Origin of the sequence: Novosphingobium sp. AAP83 (genome assembly GCF_001295795.1) — a bacterium.
Taxonomy (GTDB): domain Bacteria; phylum Pseudomonadota; class Alphaproteobacteria; order Sphingomonadales; family Sphingomonadaceae; genus Novosphingobium.
Genome location: NZ_LJHY01000011.1, coordinates 1 through 17,407, shown reverse-complemented (window position 1 = coordinate 17,407; position 17,407 = coordinate 1). Strand labels below are relative to the sequence as shown.

The 17,407-nt window shown below is 58.9% G+C and carries 16 protein-coding genes and 4 pseudogenes; 8 read left to right on the top strand and 12 right to left on the bottom strand.

Going from position 1 to position 17,407, the window contains the following annotated elements; genetic code table 11:
• Both IP81_RS20860 and IP81_RS06055 read left to right on the top strand, forming a co-directional pair.
• A pseudogene (locus IP81_RS20860) lies at window positions 1-864 on the top strand (hypothetical protein); the annotation flags it as partial.
• A gap of 82 nt (window positions 865-946) precedes the next feature.
• The gene (locus IP81_RS06055; protein WP_231626245.1) at window positions 947-1,177 is read left to right on the top strand and encodes a hypothetical protein; all 231 of its coding nucleotides are present in this window, start codon (window positions 947-949) and stop codon (window positions 1,175-1,177) included.
• 476 nt (window positions 1,178-1,653) lie between these two features.
• Here the strand turns inward: IP81_RS06055 and IP81_RS20090 are convergent.
• The 11 genes and pseudogenes from IP81_RS20090 to IP81_RS06015 form a co-directional block, all read right to left on the bottom strand.
• Window positions 1,654-1,868 (bottom strand): annotated as a pseudogene (locus IP81_RS20090) (IS3 family transposase); the annotation flags it as partial.
• 16 nt (window positions 1,869-1,884) lie between these two features.
• Window positions 1,885-2,226 carry a transposase gene (locus IP81_RS20855; RefSeq protein WP_197274543.1) on the bottom strand — a complete coding sequence of 114 codons (342 nt, stop codon included), beginning with the start codon at window positions 2,224-2,226 and terminating at the stop codon, window positions 1,885-1,887.
• A gap of 89 nt (window positions 2,227-2,315) precedes the next feature.
• A complete protein-coding gene (locus IP81_RS20850; RefSeq protein WP_197274542.1) occupies window positions 2,316-2,501 on the bottom strand; it encodes a hypothetical protein in 186 nt (61 codons plus the stop codon).
• A gap of 15 nt (window positions 2,502-2,516) precedes the next feature.
• Window positions 2,517-2,945: a transposase gene (locus IP81_RS20845; RefSeq protein WP_197274541.1), complete on the bottom strand. Its 429-nt coding sequence runs from the start codon at window positions 2,943-2,945 to the stop codon at window positions 2,517-2,519.
• Window positions 2,946-3,228: 283 nt separating this feature from the next.
• Window positions 3,229-4,588 (bottom strand): annotated as a pseudogene (locus IP81_RS06045) (IS30 family transposase).
• A gap of 54 nt (window positions 4,589-4,642) precedes the next feature.
• A pseudogene (locus IP81_RS06040) lies at window positions 4,643-5,129 on the bottom strand (IS3 family transposase); the annotation flags it as partial.
• Window positions 5,130-5,389: 260 nt separating this feature from the next.
• The gene (locus tag IP81_RS06035; protein WP_255352415.1) at window positions 5,390-6,898 is read right to left on the bottom strand and encodes a carboxylesterase/lipase family protein; all 1,509 of its coding nucleotides are present in this window, start codon (window positions 6,896-6,898) and stop codon (window positions 5,390-5,392) included.
• A gap of 212 nt (window positions 6,899-7,110) precedes the next feature.
• Window positions 7,111-7,716, bottom strand: a complete 606-nt coding sequence (locus IP81_RS06030) for a glutathione S-transferase family protein (protein WP_054107096.1) — start codon at window positions 7,714-7,716, stop codon at window positions 7,111-7,113.
• Between the two features lie 341 nt (window positions 7,717-8,057).
• Window positions 8,058-8,897 carry an ABC transporter substrate-binding protein gene (locus IP81_RS06025; protein ID WP_054107095.1) on the bottom strand — a complete coding sequence of 280 codons (840 nt, stop codon included), beginning with the start codon at window positions 8,895-8,897 and terminating at the stop codon, window positions 8,058-8,060.
• Between the two features lie 282 nt (window positions 8,898-9,179).
• Window positions 9,180-9,923: a GntR family transcriptional regulator gene (locus IP81_RS06020; protein WP_197274539.1), complete on the bottom strand. Its 744-nt coding sequence runs from the start codon at window positions 9,921-9,923 to the stop codon at window positions 9,180-9,182.
• Between the two features lie 175 nt (window positions 9,924-10,098).
• Window positions 10,099-11,343, bottom strand: a complete 1,245-nt coding sequence (locus IP81_RS06015) for an acyl-CoA dehydrogenase family protein (protein WP_054107094.1) — start codon at window positions 11,341-11,343, stop codon at window positions 10,099-10,101.
• 106 nt (window positions 11,344-11,449) lie between these two features.
• On the opposite strand from IP81_RS06015, the gene IP81_RS06010 reads away from it, so the two are divergent.
• From IP81_RS06010 to IP81_RS21635, 6 genes are all read left to right on the top strand, one after another.
• Entirely contained in the window at window positions 11,450-12,391 is a 942-nt protein-coding gene (locus IP81_RS06010; RefSeq protein ID WP_054107093.1) for a LysR family transcriptional regulator, read from the top strand.
• An 85-nt stretch (window positions 12,392-12,476) separates the two neighbouring features.
• Window positions 12,477-13,301: an alpha/beta fold hydrolase gene (locus IP81_RS06005; RefSeq protein ID WP_197274538.1), complete on the top strand. Its 825-nt coding sequence runs from the start codon at window positions 12,477-12,479 to the stop codon at window positions 13,299-13,301.
• A complete protein-coding gene (locus IP81_RS06000; protein WP_054107091.1) occupies window positions 13,298-14,056 on the top strand; it encodes a dienelactone hydrolase family protein in 759 nt (252 codons plus the stop codon). Before IP81_RS06005 ends, IP81_RS06000 begins: the two co-directional genes overlap by 4 nt.
• A 75-nt stretch (window positions 14,057-14,131) precedes the next feature.
• Window positions 14,132-15,139: a zinc-binding dehydrogenase gene (locus IP81_RS05995; RefSeq protein WP_197274537.1), complete on the top strand. Its 1,008-nt coding sequence runs from the start codon at window positions 14,132-14,134 to the stop codon at window positions 15,137-15,139.
• 73 nt (window positions 15,140-15,212) lie between these two features.
• Window positions 15,213-15,935 (top strand): EthD domain-containing protein, encoded by a 723-nt coding sequence (locus IP81_RS05990; protein ID WP_054107089.1) that lies wholly within the window; start codon window positions 15,213-15,215, stop codon window positions 15,933-15,935.
• A gap of 305 nt (window positions 15,936-16,240) precedes the next feature.
• Entirely contained in the window at window positions 16,241-16,636 is a 396-nt protein-coding gene (locus IP81_RS21635) for a transposase (RefSeq protein WP_082356014.1), read from the top strand.
• Here the strand turns inward: IP81_RS21635 and IP81_RS05985 are convergent.
• Window positions 16,567-17,007: an IS30 family transposase gene (locus IP81_RS05985; RefSeq protein ID WP_231626246.1), complete on the bottom strand. Its 441-nt coding sequence runs from the start codon at window positions 17,005-17,007 to the stop codon at window positions 16,567-16,569. The genes IP81_RS21635 and IP81_RS05985 overlap by 70 nt on opposite strands.
• Window positions 17,008-17,407 lie beyond the last annotated feature (400 nt).

The window sequence follows — 17,407 nt, the reverse complement described above, 5'->3', positions numbered from 1 at the left end:
GGCTATAAGGAGGGGCGCGTCGTTGCCTTCGAGGCCAACCTGACCAGACAGGGTTTCACGCGCGGCGATCGCGGGACGGTGATTGGCGTCAGGGACGGCAAGGTCGAGCTGGCCATGCCCAATGGCGAAGTGCGGCGCTTCGATCCAGACCGCCTGCCCCGCAACCTCAAGCACGACGCCGTTACCATCTTCGAGCGCAAGGAAATTGCCCTCCACCAAGGCGACCGCATCCGCTGGACCGCCAAGGATGGCGAGCGGGGGCTGCTCAATGGCGACATCGCCCATGTCGCGCGGATCGATGGCGACACCATCACCGTGACGGCGGGTGACGGAAAGCTGCACGATCTGTCGCGCGGTGATCCGATGCTGGAGCGGCTCGACCTCGCCTACGCTATCAACGTCCATGTTGCGCAGGGCATGACCGCCAAGAACGGTATCATCATGATGTCCGAACGCGAGCGGGTGCTCAACACCTCGGCCTCGTTCCTGGTCGCGGTGACCCGGATCGCGGAGAACGCGACGCTCGTGACCGACAACTCCGACCGGGTCGAACGCCAAGTCGATACGCGCTCCGGCGCAAAGACCAGCGCGCTCGAGACCTCCCGCGGGGATACGAACGGGGACCGTCCAAATCAGCAAGAGGTCGCGGCCATGTCCGACGACCCGAAAAAACTCGCTGAAAAGCTTGGCCCAGAGTTCGCGCTGGCAGTGCTCACCAACAAGGAGCGCGACATCACGCTCGAAAAATCCCTCTACCGCAGCGAACCCGGACGGGACTCCGGCGAGCGGGAGATGGACCGAGAGCGCCAACTCGAGCGAGAGCGCGACCTCGAGCGAGGGCGCGACCTCGAGCGAGGGCGCTGACCATGTCGACACCCGCAGCGTCCCGAGCTTGGTTGCTCTACATTCTGGCGCTATATTGATGTATCAGTCTTGGAGCATGGCGATGGCGATCCAGAACTACGCTGAGAATGGCGTCTTTGCGCCGCGCAAGATTGCGCCAGCGCTGGGCACCACAAGCGATGAACTCGCGCGCTCGCTCGGCCTCGGCAAAGACGCGATCCAGCGCAAGGATCGGATTACCTCGGACCGCACCCAGCGCCGCATCCGCCATATGCTCGAAGTGCTTGGCAAGGTCGAGCCGCGACTCGGTTCGCCGCTTCTTGCCTATGCCTGATAACGATCTGAGCCGCTGGCGGGTTTCTCCGGTCAGACCGCAATGCATCTGGTCCAGAGCAACCGGGCGGAAGAGGTGTTGACCTATATCGACGCGGTCGACGCTGGCATTCACGCCTAACACCCGACCATTGGGTTTGATGATCGCCTGTGAACACCAAAGCAGCTTGATGTAGGCAAAACCCTATTCGGCGAACATCAAATGGTGTAGCTGTAAGCACACGATCAACAAAAGCAGCACGCAGATTGCCCGCCTGCCGATGATGAGCGAACGCAAACTCTACTGCCTGTCGCCTATCACGATGGACGCTTCCCGCCCGCCGCGCTTGATCTTGGCGCTATGTTCCCGCTGGTCGGCCCCGCCAACGCCGCGATTGCGCGCTATGAGGGTGTTCTTGCGGGCATTCCCAACCCGGACATACTGCTGTCACCGCTGACTGAACTGCACCGGGTTTCCCGGAGGCTGTTTGGTTCAAGTTACGCAGCCATGGGCTGCTCGTCTAGCGTGGCGTAATATCTCTGCTCGGCTTCGGCAGGTGGGATATTTCCAATTGGTGCCAGCAACCGACTGTGGTTGAACCAATCGACCATTCGAGGGTTGCGAATTCGACAGCCTCGAAAGATCGCCATGGCCCACGCCGGTGCATCACTTCGGCCCCGTGCAGGCCTTTGATCGTCTCGGCTAAGGCATTGAGGCTCCTACATTTGTCAAGCGTCGGCCAGAGGCTTTTCTGGGCGACACAGGTGTGCGAAGATTTTATGGACCATATACCGCTTGAGGCAGCGGACGATCTCGCGGTTGCTCTTGCCGTCTTTCTTACGTTTGCTGACATAGGCGAGCGTTGGCGGATGGTTACGCATCCGGACGATCGCGACGCGATACAGCGCGGCATTGGCTTGCCGACAGCCGCCGTGGTTGAGCCGGAAGCGGTTGGTTTTGCCGCTCGACGCCGGTATCGGACAGAGGCCGCAGAGCTTGGCGATCGCGGATTCCGAACGGATCCGGCTAGAATCGTCGCCGACCAGGTTGAGCATTTCCAACGCCGTCATCGTGGCGATTCCGTTCGCTGCGATCAGTGTCGGCGTGCAGGCGGCGACGAGCTGTTCGAGCGCCTTGTCATGTGCCTGGATTTGATGGTTCAGTACCAGCCTGCCGTAGCGCCAGGGCGCGTATGGCGGTTTTGGCCGAAGCGGTTCGTCGAGGTGAGCGCACCTGGCCTGAACGCGACGATATGCCGGATCGACGCAAACTTGCCGCTGATTTGATCGAGTGCGTCGCGCAGCGACGCGGGCACATTGATGATCAGGGTCTTCAGCGTGACCATGGCCTGTGATCGGCTTTAGACCGCCGTGTCGCGGGCGATCTTGAGATGCCGGATCATCTCGACCGACCCGATGTGCGTTTTGGGTTTGGCGATAGCTTGCCCTGCCATCACTGAACGGGCGGCGCCCTCGGCATCCAGGCTGTCGGTTTTGCCGTGCTGATAGCGCAACTGTCGGTTGGGCCGCGTGACCTCGACGACCTTATGCCCTTGGGCAAGAAGATGGCGCGACAAGCCAGCGCCATAGGATCCGATTCCCTCGATGCCGAAGGCTGTGATCGTGCCGATCGCACACGCCCAGTCTTCGAGCGCCATATAGCCCTTGGCCGTGGCCGGAGCCGAGAAGGCCGCCAGGCGGACGCCTTCGGTATCGATTGCCACTGCGACATGCGTGGCCTTATGCATATCGACGCCGATGATTACGGCGCTGGTTCTTGTGTCGGCCATGTCCTGTCCTCTCTGCGCGGTGTCCGAGCACCGCGCAGAGAGGACAGGACTGTGAAGGGGCGAACCCGTCAGGCTCCTATAAAGTCACATCTCGCCCGTTGCCGGGGCGACCTGATGGCCGACACGTCAACGCAATGACACGTGGTCGATCGTAGCATGGGTCAGACCATCAGGCCGCAGCAGGTTGTCACAGTCATAACTATCCCCGACGCTGCCGACCGACGGCTCGATACCAGCTTCAGCTAGGCGTTCAGTGTACTTTATGGACACATTTGGGGCGGATTCAATCGGTCGACGCAGCGCGTTGTTTATCGATTTGCGCGAGCCACCAGTCAAGTGCTTCAGTCGGCGTTCTCCAGCCCAGCGTCTTGCGTGGTCTTCGATTGAGCGTTGCTGCCACGGCCGCAAGGGTATCGGCGCTATGTGTGCTGAGATTGGTGCCCCGTTGCCAAGGGCTTTGCGGGTCGCAGAAGTAGACCTTCACGCCAGCGTCGACTTTCAGGCGCGCATGCAGCGCCATCTCCGCGCCCTGATCCCAAGTGAGTGACCGTCGCAGCTCTTGAAGCAAGGTGTTGATGGTGCGTGTGTTAGCATCCCGCGCCGCTTCAGCTCCGTGTCCGGCCAGCGCCGGTCGGTTCTTGATTGCCGGACCAGCCCCATGACCATCCATGCGGGGCAGGTGTAGTAGCATCGTGTAGCGTGTCGTGCGTTCTACCAGCGTGCTGATCGCCGAGCTTCCGATTCCGAGGATAAGGTCGCCTTCCCAATGATCCGGCACTGCCCGGTCGTCGGCTTCGGCAGGGCGCTCAGTGATCATGATCTCAGGTGACACCAAACTTTTCCAGTTACATCCTACACGCGCCCGCGTGCACACGTAAAGCACGTCCGCTTTGCAGACATGCGGTAAGGTCACGACGCAGGGCGCCGCGGCCTTGTACGAAACGGGCCTGACATATGGCGTCGTGACTGATGCGCATGCTGTGGTCATCCGGAAAGTCGATGGGCCGACGCTTGTCAATCTGCTCCGGGCTCCATACCTTTGACCAGCGTCGGTTTTGCCGCGGTCCATGGCTCCGCCCATTCCAGGATACCCTGAGACCGGTGACTAGCCTATAGTTGGGCTTGGCGACGGCCCCGCTCAAGCGATCTTCGATCCAGCACCGTAGGGTGTCGTTCGCTGCTAGCCTAGCGACCTTCGGACGGCGCGCCGCGCGTTCGGCATGCCACTGAGCTGTCGTCGCACGATATTCGAAATTGCCACTACGGGTTGCCGCGCTGCGCCGGATCTCGCGGGAGACTGTCGAGGCTGCTCGACTGAATCGGCGCGCAATCTCACGCACGCCATGCCCTTAGACCAGTAACGGCGGGATCTCTTCGCGCTCCACCAGTGACAAATATCTGCCCGACAAGGGCTTGGTCGAACGCCTGAACTCCGCTGGTGGCATACCGCCCGCCTCCCGAAACCAACGGCTTCCAACCGGTTGTGACGCTCCAGCCTTTGCCGCTGCTGCCTCTCTGCTTATCCCGACAGCAACATACTCCCAGAACATTGCACGCTCATGCCGATTAGCAACCGGTGGCCTCCCAGGACACCGCAATTGTGGTCGTGTGCACCGATCTGAACGCCGTTTCTTGCTATTCATCGCTCGCCTCCGTTTTTTGAAGCGTTGCATCGATCGATTGAATCCGCCCAGAGATCCACGGTCGCTATGGTGAACAGCCGCCACGATGAACTGGCCTGCGATCATGCAACGCCTGCTCCAGTGCATCGAGCACGAAGCTGGCATGGGCTGGCCGGCTAACCCGCCAACCAACGCAATAGCGGGCATAGACGTCGTTCACGGACGCAACATAAACGAACCCGGCCCAGGTCGCGACAAAGGTGAAATTTGAGACCCACTGCCGGTTCGGCGCCGGGGCATGGAACTGCCGGTTCACGCGATCCAGCGGACACGTGGCCGCCTGATCGCTGGTCGTTGTGCGCACCGGCTTGCCACGGATCACCACTGCCAAGCCCATCTCGCGCATCAATCTTTCGACGGTGCAACGAGCGACGGAAAAACCCTCGCGTGTCATCTGCCGCCACACATTGCGGACACCGTAGACAGCAAAGTTCTCGGCAAACACCCAAGCGATCTCTGGCTTGAAGGCGAGGTCACGCGTTGCCCGCGCCGAAAGGATTACCGTATCGCACTGTTCCACCAAGAAATGCTGCACATCAGGATAGAACAGATGCAATTGCCACATGGTCATACTCAGAGTGGTCGCCGCATCGACAGCCAAGCCGATCTTGAAAGGGGCGACCTATTCAAAAAAGCACCACCGCTGAAGCACGAACCTCGACCGCGCCAAGCAACTCATCAAGCGGCCCGATGCCTGTTGCCTCAAACATAGTGGGCATCGCCATCACCTTGGCATTACCTGTTGTGTCCGACTGAGGTGAATCAGCTTCCGGGGCTAAAGTAGGGACGAGCGAAGAAGCGAAGGCCTGCCCGGTTGGGCAGTGGCTCGACCCTGGGATGGCTCGACAGCATCAAGGCTTGATCTTCTTCACCAAGCTGCGGCCAAGCTTGGCCATTCACATCACCGGGGTTTCCAGTCTCCGCGAACCTGACGAAAGCCGTTGCCATCAGTTCGTGCACCTGTCTGTCTGCAACGCTCCAGGCCCACGGCACGGCATCGAAGCAGCCAAAGGCATACCACACATCCGCGCCGTGATAGGCACCATAGCCATTCGGTGGAACCGGTTCGTGAAAGCGCCGGTTTACAGGCAGCGGCGGCGCCTGTTCTAAACAGAACATCCATGCCGGCGCGCGCGCGCCGACGGCCATTGCCTTGGCCTGCCGCCATGCCTGGTAAGCGAAAGCGATATCCCGGCGAATCGTGTAGCTTTGCGCCAAGGCTGCCTGCTCGGTATCGGCAGGGTAAATCTGGTGAAATTCGCTTTCCGTTTCGCCGAAGGAAGCCGCGAAGTCCTGCAAGCCAGCCAAACTAGCCCATTGAGGTGAGAAGTACGGGGCTGAATCATCTGCCGTAAACCCGGCGAGAATCGGGATCGAACTATGGACATTGGCTGCAAATTTCTGTTCAGGCTGGGTGTCGAGAACCAAGCCATCCTGCACGATATTCCAATTGGACTGGATCTCGACAACCTTTCCGGCTGGCAGCGCCCTAATCTCTTCCAGTGACATTGCACCGAGTTGGGCCATCAATGCCTGCCCTTCGTCCTCTGCCTCCTTGAGCGCTTTGATGCGACCTATCGGTCCGCCTGCCATCCGGCCGCCGCTGACCACGATGGCGCGGTCCATCAGACCTTTCGCTAAGGGAGAGGCAAGGAGCACATTGACATGAGCCGCCCCGACTGACTGACCGTATAGGGTGATGCAATCTGGGTTGCCGCCAAATGCAGCGATGTTGTTGCGGACCCAACGAAGCGCGGCAATCAGATCGAGCGACGCATAGTTGCCGGATGTCCCACCTTCCTCGCTAAGGGCAGGATGCGCCAGATAGCCAAAGGCCCCGAGACGGTAATTGGCGGCAACGACAATGGCTCCCCGCGAAGCCAGTCCCTCGCCCCAGGTCGATGGATGCGATGCCGATCCGACCCGGTGACCCCCACCATATATCCAGAAAATGACGGGTAGTCCCCTCGTCTGCTTCTCCGCGATGCTCTCCGGCGCCCAGATATTGAGATAGAGACAGTCTTCGCTGATCTCAGACTCCGGCGGAGATGCGAAGGAAAACTGGGCCATAAGGTTGTCGGGACCAGGCGGTTTCTGCATGGGCGCAGGCGGAAACGTAGTCGCGTCGAACTCCCCATTCCACGGTTCAGGCGGAACGGGTGCGCGCCAGCGATTCGGTCCGATGGGAGGGGCCGCAAACGGTATGCCGAGAAAGCGAAAGCCGCCCCGGGGGGAACGTTCCCCTATTACGACGCCGCAATTTGCTTCGATCCTCAGTTCATTTCTCCTTGTCCGTCGTCATAAAATTTGACGCAGCTCGCGGGGTGGATTGGCGGAGTGCGGGCCTTGTCTAGGGGTTGATATCAAGCGACGTCCTTGGTCATGAGCGCGCGTGCGCAGCCACGTCCTTGGCAATATCCGCTGAGGACGTGCGCATCCTCTTCCGGAAAAACGGAGGGCCTCGATCTCTCCCGCCACCGTCGTTATTCGACAACGGCAACGGTTTGCATGAATGACGAGCGTCGGGAAATGTCCGCTTCCCAACGATCGAGCATCGGCCGGCCTTCCCGCCAAGCCATATCCGCAAATCGCACGTCGAGATATCCGAGCGCGCAACCGATTGACACATCGCCAATGTCCATGCCTTGATGATCGAATCCAGGAACCTCGGCCTCCAGCCGATCAAGTGCATTTTTCGCTTTGGTCAACCACGCAGAGAGATGCGGAGGCGACTGGAAAGGGATTGGACGGTTCCGTTCGTTGCGAAGCAGGATCAGCAAATCAAGTAATCCATCGCCAAAAGCCTGGCGCCGCAACGCGCAAATTCGCGCGTCGAAGCCGCGTGGGTGCAAGATTCCTTCCGGATCGAGGAATTCGCAAATCACGCAGGAGTCAAACAAGACCCTGCCATCGTCGCAGACCAGCGTGGGAAGCTTGTTCAGCGGGTTGTCCGCACTGAGGCTGGCATTGACCTCGCTCATAACGGCAACTGATCGAACGCGTTCCAGCCGGCCGGCAAACCCCGTTTCAAGCGCGACAATCATCACCTTGCGGACGTAAGGCGAAACGGGCGACCAATGCAATTTCATCGGCTGTCGGCCTTGTTCCCGTGCGAGCCGATCGGGTGACTGGCCGACGAACCGGACAAGAGAACGTGCGCGGGGGCCCGCCTGTGCAGGATCTTGCGCTCAACTGGACCGGACAATGTGGTCGAACAGACGCCAAGTGCGACGATAATGGCGCAAGGCGGATCACTTTGCATCTCTATACCCATTTTGCCATTTCCTTCCCGGCAATGGCAGGTTCGGTTCCGCGGTCAGTCACATCCCGCGGGCAATCCGCCTACTTTTATGTCATAAACATAACATAAGGGATTTTATTGACTTAGGCCAAGGGATCAAGTCAAACATGTGCCTTGCAGAAGGCCATCTCAAAAAACCCAGTCAGCCCGCTCGATCAACCGGTCGCCATCGCTCACGCCAAGGCGGCGCAAGGCTTCGCGATGGACCCCGAGTAATGGCGCTATGCTTCGCTGGAATGGCAGATCCGCAATTTTGCGACCACGCAAGACTTCGGCTGCGATCGTCGCACACAAGGTCCAGACATGCTCGAAATCCGGCAAAAATCCAGCGGGACCGCCATTCTCTGCGATGGAAAGAAGCCCTACCACCGCCACTGAATTGGCATCGGCGGCACGGTTTATTGCTGGTCCATTGGCATTGAACAGTTCATGCGGGCCGATGATCGCAGCATCGATACCAGCTTGCCGCATCGCATCGAATGCGCCGTCTATTTCTGCAAGCGAAAGGCATTCGAACTCTTGGATCTCAATCGCCAGTGGTCCCGCAGCGTGCCTCAAGTGGGCCAGTGCCGCTGGCGCGATGGCATAAGTCGGGTTGTGGAGCATCGCAACCTTCCGGGCTGCCGGGCGAAGAGCCCGCAACACCTCAAGTTGCGCGGCAGGCAATGGGTGCGCGAAAGTGACCCCGGTCAGGTTTCGCTCCGGTCGTTGGGGGTCGGCAACCAGTCCCCCACCGACAGGATCCATCGACCAGCAGACGATCGGGATCGGATATTCGCGAGTGACGTCCAGCAAAGCCAGGTCAGCATTCGTCATGAATGACAGGATCACTTCCGGCCGCCATTCTACGATCTCCTTGGCAAGGCTACGGGTGCGCTCAATATCGCGATTACCAAACCAACGCTGCAACACGCAGGTCTCACCATCCACGAACCCGTGCCTGGCCAGACCCGCCTCGGCGATGTCCATAAGCTGACAGTGAAATGGTTCGGCAGCGGCATAGGTGAGCGCGGCTATCCGCGGGATCCCACCTGCCGCGGGCGGTCGATCAGATGTATTTGGCAATGCACTCTCCCAAGAGGTCACAAAAACCATATAACCAATCTTTAGGGAATTCTAGTTGCTATAAACGTTTCGTGGTTGTGAACTAACCGGCATGCCGCTGACCCGAATTTCTGCAAATTGCACAACCATTGCCATGCCTCATGAGACCGGCATCGAAAAGGCACCGCGCCAACCTAGCGCCGGAAGTTAGCGCAGTTTGATATCCATCCGCACCACGTCTCCGCGGTAGCAGCCAAGCGCCATGAGCACCAGACGGCCCCGCTGATCTACGGCAAAGCGATTTACATGGCAGATCGGGGCATTGAGCGGAATTTGCAGGAGTTCGGCAGTCTCGACATCGGCCGTCCCTATCGTCAGCCGCTGGCGTGCTTCTGTAATCTTTATGCCGGGCAGCTTTGCAGCAAGACGCATGGCAGTTTCTTCGGCGAAGCTTGCCGGAGGCAGCTTGCTGGCCAATTTGCCATCGATATAAATGTCCGCCAACATGTAGGGATCATCGTTGCGGCTGTGCAACCGCCTGAGGTACCGATACTGGGGCTGGACGATACCAACCGGCTCTTGCACGAACGGGGCAGCTATGGACGGATAGTCGCTCAGCACCTTGATGGTTGCGCCATCGCGGTTCATCAGCAGCCCGTTCCAGTCGGTCGTTACCTCGCACCAGAGGGGCTGCGGCATTTTTTCAGTGACAAAGGTTCCCTTGGCCCTGAAACTGGCCACCAGGCCTTCCCCGGAAAGAATTCCAAGAGACTGACGAATGGTCGCCCGGGCCACGCCGAACTCCGCGGCAAGATCATCGATGGTCGGGATCTGACTGCCGCTCGGCCAATGGCCGGATTCGATCCGTCTGCGGAACAGCGTGGCCAACTGGATATAGCGGGAGACGCTGCTACGGTTAAGGTCGGCACGAAAGTCTAATGAACTGGACATTGGTAAAACATATGCGGTTTTTGCGAAGCGTTCAAACCCTTTCGCAATGCCCCCCGATGCAATCGGAGCGGCAGAAGCGGGGGCGCTGCGGAAATGGCAATTGTACCCTTAACGAATTCCGCATCGGGCCCGCAACTCCGGCCTGCACCATGCCATGCCCCGCCGTCTGGACGGACTAGAGCCCCATGAAGTCGATCTTCCGACCAAGATGAGCCCGGCCCGTTGGCGCCGAAATCATTTCCAGATTATTGCCTGGGTGGGCACGGTACATCAGCCAGTCACCGAGATAGCGCGCCACCCGGCTACCGCGAACAGTGGTCGAAGACGACATTGCCGCATGGTACAGCATGTCGATCGTCTCTCCAGCTATCCGTCCGGCTTCCTGGCACACTCCCCACATGCGGAGATTGTCCTCCTCTGTTATCGGTGCGCCGGTCGCAGCCCAACGATCGCAGAGCTGCCCGTAGCGACGGGCAGAGCCGAACAGCATTTCTTCGCAGGAGTCCGCACGGACCAGCGCCGTACCAAGTGCGCGCTCATACATTTCATTTGCCGACACCTGACCGAAAGGCAGCGGGCGACCAGAGGTAATCAATGCCTTGAACTCATCGATCATCGCCTTGAGTGCTCCGACCACCGCACTGGTGATCGCCATGTTGTAGGGTGCCGCGATGCGGCCGAGAAACATCGGGTTTCCGTGTAATTTTGTGCCCGGCGTTCCATCGTGCATTTCGGAAGCACGCATGAAATAGGCTGAAGTGGGCACGGCGAAATCCGCCGGGAGGAAAACATCGTCGATCGTGACCGTGTTGGATCCGCTGCTCAGCATTCCCAGGGTTCGATCACCACCCCAGTCTTCGAGAATGGTGAAATCCTTGCGCGGGACAGCCACGCAAAAAGTGGTCGGAGGCGCAGAATCGACGCCCTTCAGAATGGCATTGCCGATGAAATATGTCGAATGCGGCACCCCTGATGAATAGTTCCACGTGCCAGATAACCGGTACCCGCCTTCCACCGGCGTCAGCTTCCCCCCCGGCGCAGCGCGGTGCGGCGCGATAAAGTCACCCTGAGAGAAAAACTCCCGCTGTGCAGCTTCCGGCCAATGAGAAGCCACGAACCATGCATGGCTGGAACACAAGGCAAGGCACCATCCGACGCTGGGATCACCAGTTGCCACTTCAACCATGACCCGGAAGAAGGTCTCAAGATCATGTTCGTGGCCGCCAAACATTTGCGGTGCCGTAATCCGATAGAAGCCGGCTTCGGAAAAGGCTTGGTGCAGTTCCACAGAATAGGTTCCGCGCTGGGCATTTTCGGCCTGCTGCTCTCGAAGCATCGGCCGCAGCGAAATCGCGCGGTCGATCAGTTCATCCGCGCTCGGACGGTTCGCAACCATGAATTGTGCTGAGTATTCGTTCATGTGGACATCCTCATGTATGGCTTTTTGCTGACCCCTAAGATTGCGCAATCGAACTTGAGCGTCTATTGCATGAATTGACAATTCAGGTTTGCGGAATGGGCAACCCATGTTGAATGTGAAACAATGCCTGCTGCTGAGTGCGCTCGTCAGGCTTGGCAGTCTGGGCCAGGTGGCGGCAGAAATGCGCACATCTACGCCGGCCCTCAGCCGGCAACTGGCCGCACTCGAAGCGGATTGCGGCGGAGCGCTGTTCCATCGCAACGGACGCGGGCTGGCCCCCACAGAACTGTGCGAGCGGCTCCTTCCAGCCGTTCAGCGCCTGCTGGATGACTTTCACGACCTGGAGTTGATCGTTAGTGACCTGGGCAAGGATGTCAGGGGCACCGTAAGGCTCGGCATTCTCCCGGCCGGTTCGGGCAGTCTGCTAGCCAGACTGATCGAAGCAGTGCGCGATAAGCATCCGATGATCCAGCTGCAAATCAGTGATGGCAGCAGCGGCCAGCTTGAAGAATGCCTTCGTGCCGGAACGCTCGACCTGTCATTCACCACCCGCATTAATGCCATATCGAACGAAGCCGAGCGCATTCTTGCCCGCAACCCGTTGCAATTGTTTGCTCCGCCCGATTTCGTTCTGCCACCAGGAGACACACTGGAATTCAGCGCGCTTGCAGATATCCCGCTGATATTGCCGCAGATGCCGAACACCATGAGAAGCGTCATCGACAGTCATGCCAAAGAGCTTGGCTTTACTCTCAATGCTGCATTCGAAGTCAACTCGCTGATCTGTCAGCTTGAGCTTCTGGGAGCAGGCTTGGCTTGTTACATCGGCGCGCGCGGCACAGTGCCGATGAATGAACCGAACGCCGAAGAAGCAGGCCATGCGCGTCGCCTTGCGGTTCGTACGATCATCAATCCGGCGATGGAGAGTTGCGTGGTTCTGGCGCGAACCAATCGCCACCCACTTACCCGCGCGAGCCGCACGGTCATGGACATTGCGGCCGCGGTTACCCACAAATTGCAAGGTTCAGGTATCTGGCGCCTGCCCTGACCTTGGAGGCAGTTGACTTCCAAACATCGGCCAGCCAAAGTGTCATTAAACTATATTTATGCGCTTTTGGTTGGAGAACATATCGGTGGCCTATGAGGGGAGCCATGCACATGCTGGTGCAGAACTGCATTTCTGTGTTGATGGGGCAATAGATGCACCTTGGGTGGTGTTCAGCAATTCATTGGCGACCAACGTCTCCGTCTGGGACCAACAAGTCGCGGTTCTGGGGCAGCATTTTCGCGTACTGCGATATGACCAGCGCGGGCACGGTGCATCAACCTTGGGCCATGCCCCGATAGATTTCGAGGTGCTGGGCGATGATGTTCTGGCCTTGCTTGACCGGATGGAAATCGATCGCTGCACATTCGTGGGCCTGTCCATGGGCGTGCCGACAGGATTAAGCCTGTGGCAGCGTGCTCCAAAACGGATCGAGCGGTTGGTCTTGGTTGATGGTCAATCGCGCACCGCAGAAGGCGGCAAGGCGCAGTGGGAAGACCGCATCGCCATTGTCGAGGCGCAAGGCATGGGCAGCTTCGCGGACGTAGCAGTCAGCCGCTGGTTCTCGGAGGATTTCATTGCATCTGGCGCCGCTGAACCTATTCGCAAAGGGATCGCTGAAACATCCCCTGAAGGCTTTGCAGCCTGTGCTGGCGCGCTCGCCAGCTTCGATCTGGCCGGAGTTCTCCCGACAATCTACGTGCCAACCCTGCTGCTCGCTGGTGAGAATGACGGCCAGATGCCAGCGGTCATGGCTCGCATGGCGGCGGAAGTCCCGGACTGTGCATTTTCGACGATCGCCGGTGCAGGTCATCTACCCAATGTTGAGCAACCCGAGGCATTCAACCGGGCAATCATGGAATTCATGAGCGCGACTGCCGCGAATGCCCGCAAGTCAGGGGAAGAATCGTGATCGAAGCAGAAATCGACATCACCACGGCGGCAGGTCTGATGAACACTTTTGTTGTAAAGCCGCCATCGGACATCCCTCTGCCGCTCGTGATCCTATTGATGGATGCTTCCGGCGTCCGCGAAGAATTGCGCGATATCGCACGGCGTATTGCCGCGACCGGTTATGTCGTGGCCTTGCCCAACCTGTATTATCGACAGCTCAGGACATATGATAGCGGGCCACTGCACGACCACCCCGAGGCACAGGATAACATGCGTCGGATGCTGGAACTTCTCGGCACGATCGACAAATCAGCTACCCTTGATGATATTGGCGCTCTGCTGACGACGGCCCCTGACGTGCTGGGCTGCGCAACCGGGCCGGCTGGCCTCGTTGGCTACTGTTTCAGCGGCTCGCTCGCCACTCTGGGGGCCGCAACCTACGGCGATGCGATCGGCTTTTTCGCATCATTTTTCGGCACGAGCCTGGTTACCGATGCAGCAAATTCGCCGCACCAGTTGCTATCATCGATCTCGGCCGAAGGGTACTTCGAGTTCGGCAGCCGCGACATGTTCATCCCGCAAGCCACGATCGAAGCCCTGTCCCTGGCAGTGCCAAAGTCTGGCTTGTGCGCGCGGATCGTAACAGTGCCCAATGCGGAACACGGCTATGTGTTCGCCGATAGAGATGCATACCTGCCACCCGCCCGTGAGGAGCATCTGGGCACCATCATCGACCTGTGCAGACGTACACTTGGAAGCAAGTCCGGGGCGTGATCAATCCGGGCTTGCTGAATAGGCGCATGCGCCGCAACGGCGCGAGTGAGCGCATTCAATACTGAAAGCACGACTATGCCGACAATGAACACTGTGCGCTTCCACCAGTCTGGTGAACCCGAGGTGCTGATTTATGAGCAGGTCGACCGTCCAGCGCCCATGGCCGGGCAGGTGCTGGTCAAGGTCTCCGCAATCGGCGTGAACTACGCAGATGTCATGCGGCGCAGCGCACCCGATAGCTACCCGGTTCCAAGCCCCCTTCCCTATGCCTTAGGCGGCGAAGCGACTGGAACCATCGTAGAATTGGGCGCAGGCGTTTCCCCGCATTATCAAGGCAGGCGGGCAATCGTGTTTCCCGGGGCTGGTTGTTATTCGGACTATGTTGTCGTTCCGGTTGATCGCGTGTTTGACCTGCCCGAAGGGTTGAGCGACGAAGATGCCCTCGCCTTGTTTGTCCAAGGACTCACAGCGGCTTTCGTCCTTCGCTATTCGGCACGCCTCGCGCACAACGAAACCCTGCTGGTCCAGGGGGCTGCAGGCGGGGTCGGCAATCTCGCCGTGCAACTGGGACGGCAATATGGCGCCGGCAAGATCATTGGCTGCGCCAGTTCACCGGAAAAGCGCGCTCTGGTCGAAAGACTGGGTGCAGACCTTACCGTCGATTACCGCGATCCCGCCTGGCCTGACCAGGTGCGCGATTTCACGCAAGGGAAGGGCGTCGACGTGGTCATGGAAATGACGGGCGGAACCGTGGCGCACCAGAGCATCAGCCTGCTGGCACCATTCGGGCGATCAATCATCTATGGGCATTCCAGCGGTGAAAAACCTATCGTGGATATCTCGATCCTGCCGCCCCGCAACCTGTCAATAACCGGGTTCTATTTCCGTGCCTTCCTCGATCGGGCGGACCTCGTGGCGAACACACTTCAAGAACTTGCGACGCTTGTGTCCACGGGCAGGCTTGAAGTCCAGCAAGGCGGCAAGTTTCCCCTAAGCGAAGCTGCATCGGCCCACAGACTGTTGGAATCGCGAACTTCTACAGGAAAACTCATTCTTGAACCTGACGAGCAGGGGCGCGATTAAACTGCCTTGGACTTGATGCTGCACAAACTGCTAAAATATACAATTCAAGAACGAAAACCGAAGGGACCAGCCCATGCCGACGACCGGCCAATCTCAACCAGGTCATGCTGTTGAAGCAGCGACAGGCGCCAGCGTTGTCACCGACCATCCTGCCGCTGCACCAGTCAAAGTCGTCATTTTACCGCGTACCCGCGCCGGTCTTGACCGTGCAGGTTTGCGGCGCCATCTCGAAACGGTACACGCTCCGATGGTGTTGAGCGAGCCGGAGGTGTCCGGCCCATTCAGTGGCTATGTCCACCACTACACGCAGGAAGCAACACCGGAGCCGGTGCTGGAAGAACGCGACGCCATAGCTTTCATCCGTTTCGCAGATTCTACCGGCCCTATCGCCTCCAAGTCCTCCGAAGGCTATCGCAACCGTATCGGTCCGGACGAGGACAATTTTAGTGAAGCGGATGGCTCCATTGCTCTTACCGCCCGCGAATGGGTGGTCGTTGCCGGAGCCGACGATGCCGCACGCAAGCTATTTGTGTTCCGCCATACTGCAACGAGTGACCTTGGGCCTTGGGCACGGGCCCTCGCAAGTATAGCGGAACAACTCGGGTTACACGGCGTGGTGACGAACACGGTTAATGTTCGCGATGGGGCTTGGCAGTTTACCCAATTCGACGAAATCGGACTGGAGATCGGATCTAACATGGCCGAAGTGACCCAGGTGCTGGAAACGGCTGCGCAGAAGATACTGGCCCCGAGCGACACACGATTGCTGCTGACCGAACCGGTCCGCTTCATCTGATCCCACCGGACTTTTGAAGAGTGGACGCAGATGTCGGTTCCGAGCGCCGGACAGAGCAAGACCAGGCCACACCCGACGAAAACTGACAATGCAAAATGGCCAAAAGCAAAGGGCCTCGATTGGAGCCCTTTGCCTTGCATCTGCCATAACGTTTGTGGCATGCGCGCTGTGTGACGTAACGCATGGTGGGGTGTATGAAGCTGCAACCGGAGCTATCGATGTATTCTACGAACCGGGCGCGGACGATGGAGGTGGTGCCTGAACCGACGGGTCGTCGGCGTTGGCCTGATGACCTTTAGGCTCGGATTGTTGCCGAGACGAAACAGCCTGGTGTGAAGGTGGCTGAGGTCGCGGCGCGCTATGGGTTGTTACCAAACCACATTTCGGTCTGGCGTTCGCTTGCGCGCAAAGGCGATTTGGCTCTTTCCGATCGAGACCTGCCGGCATTTGTACCGATCTCAGTTCAGCCTGACGTACCGGTGAACGAAGAGCGGCAGCGTTGCGCGGCAGCAGAGTTGCGTATCGCGGTCAGCGATGTGACCCTACATGTGCCGGCAGGTTTTCCCGCACGTAAGGTTGGCGCCAGATATGAATCGGGGAGTGTGGCAATGTCGGTATCAAGCGACAGAAATCAGCGGATGCGGCCATTGCTGTTCTCGACGCTTCCCTTCTGCCAGGGCGCTGAAGGTTTACAGAAATAGCTCGTCATGCCGAACTTTGTCTTGAGTGTTGCGAACGCCGCAAACTCGGTTCCACGATCGAAAGTGATGCTTTGCCGAAGGATTTGGGAAGGGGGGCCAAGGTGTTGTTCAATCCCTGCCATGACGCCCATGGAATGGCGACTGGGGTTGCGCGTCAGCACGATGTATCGGCTGCGCCGTTCGATCAGAGAGGTTAGATTGGATTTTCCAAATTCTTTCCTGAAAGCAATGAGATCGCCCTCCCATTGACCAAACTGATTGCGCTCGGCGATCTCTTTGGGGCGCTCTGCAATGGTATTTTCAAGTGGGATATTGAGGCATCGTGGTTTGCGCGCATATACGACGATCGCGCATGCGCATGATCGTATCACGCTCTTCAAGACTGAGATGTCGCTAGTTTTGAGCCATTGTGCGTCCTTTTGAGTGGGGGCACAAAGTGCCCGGGAATCCTCAAAATTCGCACTTCAAGATAGAATCCACCCACTTACAAAGATGTTCTGGCTCAGTAGAGAAGACACTATTTCCGCTATTCAGAAATGTCCCCGTCTGATGCCGCAGGGGCTGCGCGGAACCCTTCCGAATTGTGCAGCGTAGCCCCTGCTGGTGCGCTGGTCCGGCATTGGTAGCGCCTGTGGACCCGCTGCTTTGCAGTGGGCCCGCTCAACAGCCCCCAAGCATGCACTGTGCTGCTTCGATAGGCGTCAGCCGGGGTAGCGGAGGGCGACCCCGCTTGCGTTTGACCGGTGGTTGGTCCGGCTGTGCAGGCGATGG

Bases quoted from the DNA above. Each gene is read 5' to 3' on its own strand.
- IP81_RS06055 (WP_231626245.1), top strand. From the start codon at position 947: ATGGCGATCCAGAACTACGCTGAGAATGGCGTCTTTGCGCCGCGCAAG.
- IP81_RS05990 (WP_054107089.1), top strand. From the start codon at position 15,213: ATGCCGACGACCGGCCAATCTCAACCAGGTCATGCTGTTGAAGCAGCG.
- IP81_RS06015 (WP_054107094.1), bottom strand. From the start codon at position 11,343: ATGAACGAATACTCAGCACAATTCATGGTTGCGAACCGTCCGAGCGCG.
- IP81_RS06030 (WP_054107096.1), bottom strand. From the start codon at position 7,716: ATGAAATTGCATTGGTCGCCCGTTTCGCCTTACGTCCGCAAGGTGATG.
- IP81_RS06010 (WP_054107093.1), top strand. From the start codon at position 11,450: ATGTTGAATGTGAAACAATGCCTGCTGCTGAGTGCGCTCGTCAGGCTT.
- IP81_RS20845 (WP_197274541.1), bottom strand. From the start codon at position 2,945: ATGGCCGACACAAGAACCAGCGCCGTAATCATCGGCGTCGATATGCAT.
- IP81_RS06025 (WP_054107095.1), bottom strand. From the start codon at position 8,897: ATGGACATCGCCGAGGCGGGTCTGGCCAGGCACGGGTTCGTGGATGGT.
- IP81_RS05995 (WP_197274537.1), top strand. From the start codon at position 14,132: ATGCCGACAATGAACACTGTGCGCTTCCACCAGTCTGGTGAACCCGAG.
- IP81_RS20855 (WP_197274543.1), bottom strand. From the start codon at position 2,226: ATGACGGCGTTGGAAATGCTCAACCTGGTCGGCGACGATTCTAGCCGG.
- IP81_RS20850 (WP_197274542.1), bottom strand. From the start codon at position 2,501: ATGGTCACGCTGAAGACCCTGATCATCAATGTGCCCGCGTCGCTGCGC.
- IP81_RS06020 (WP_197274539.1), bottom strand. From the start codon at position 9,923: ATGTCCAGTTCATTAGACTTTCGTGCCGACCTTAACCGTAGCAGCGTC.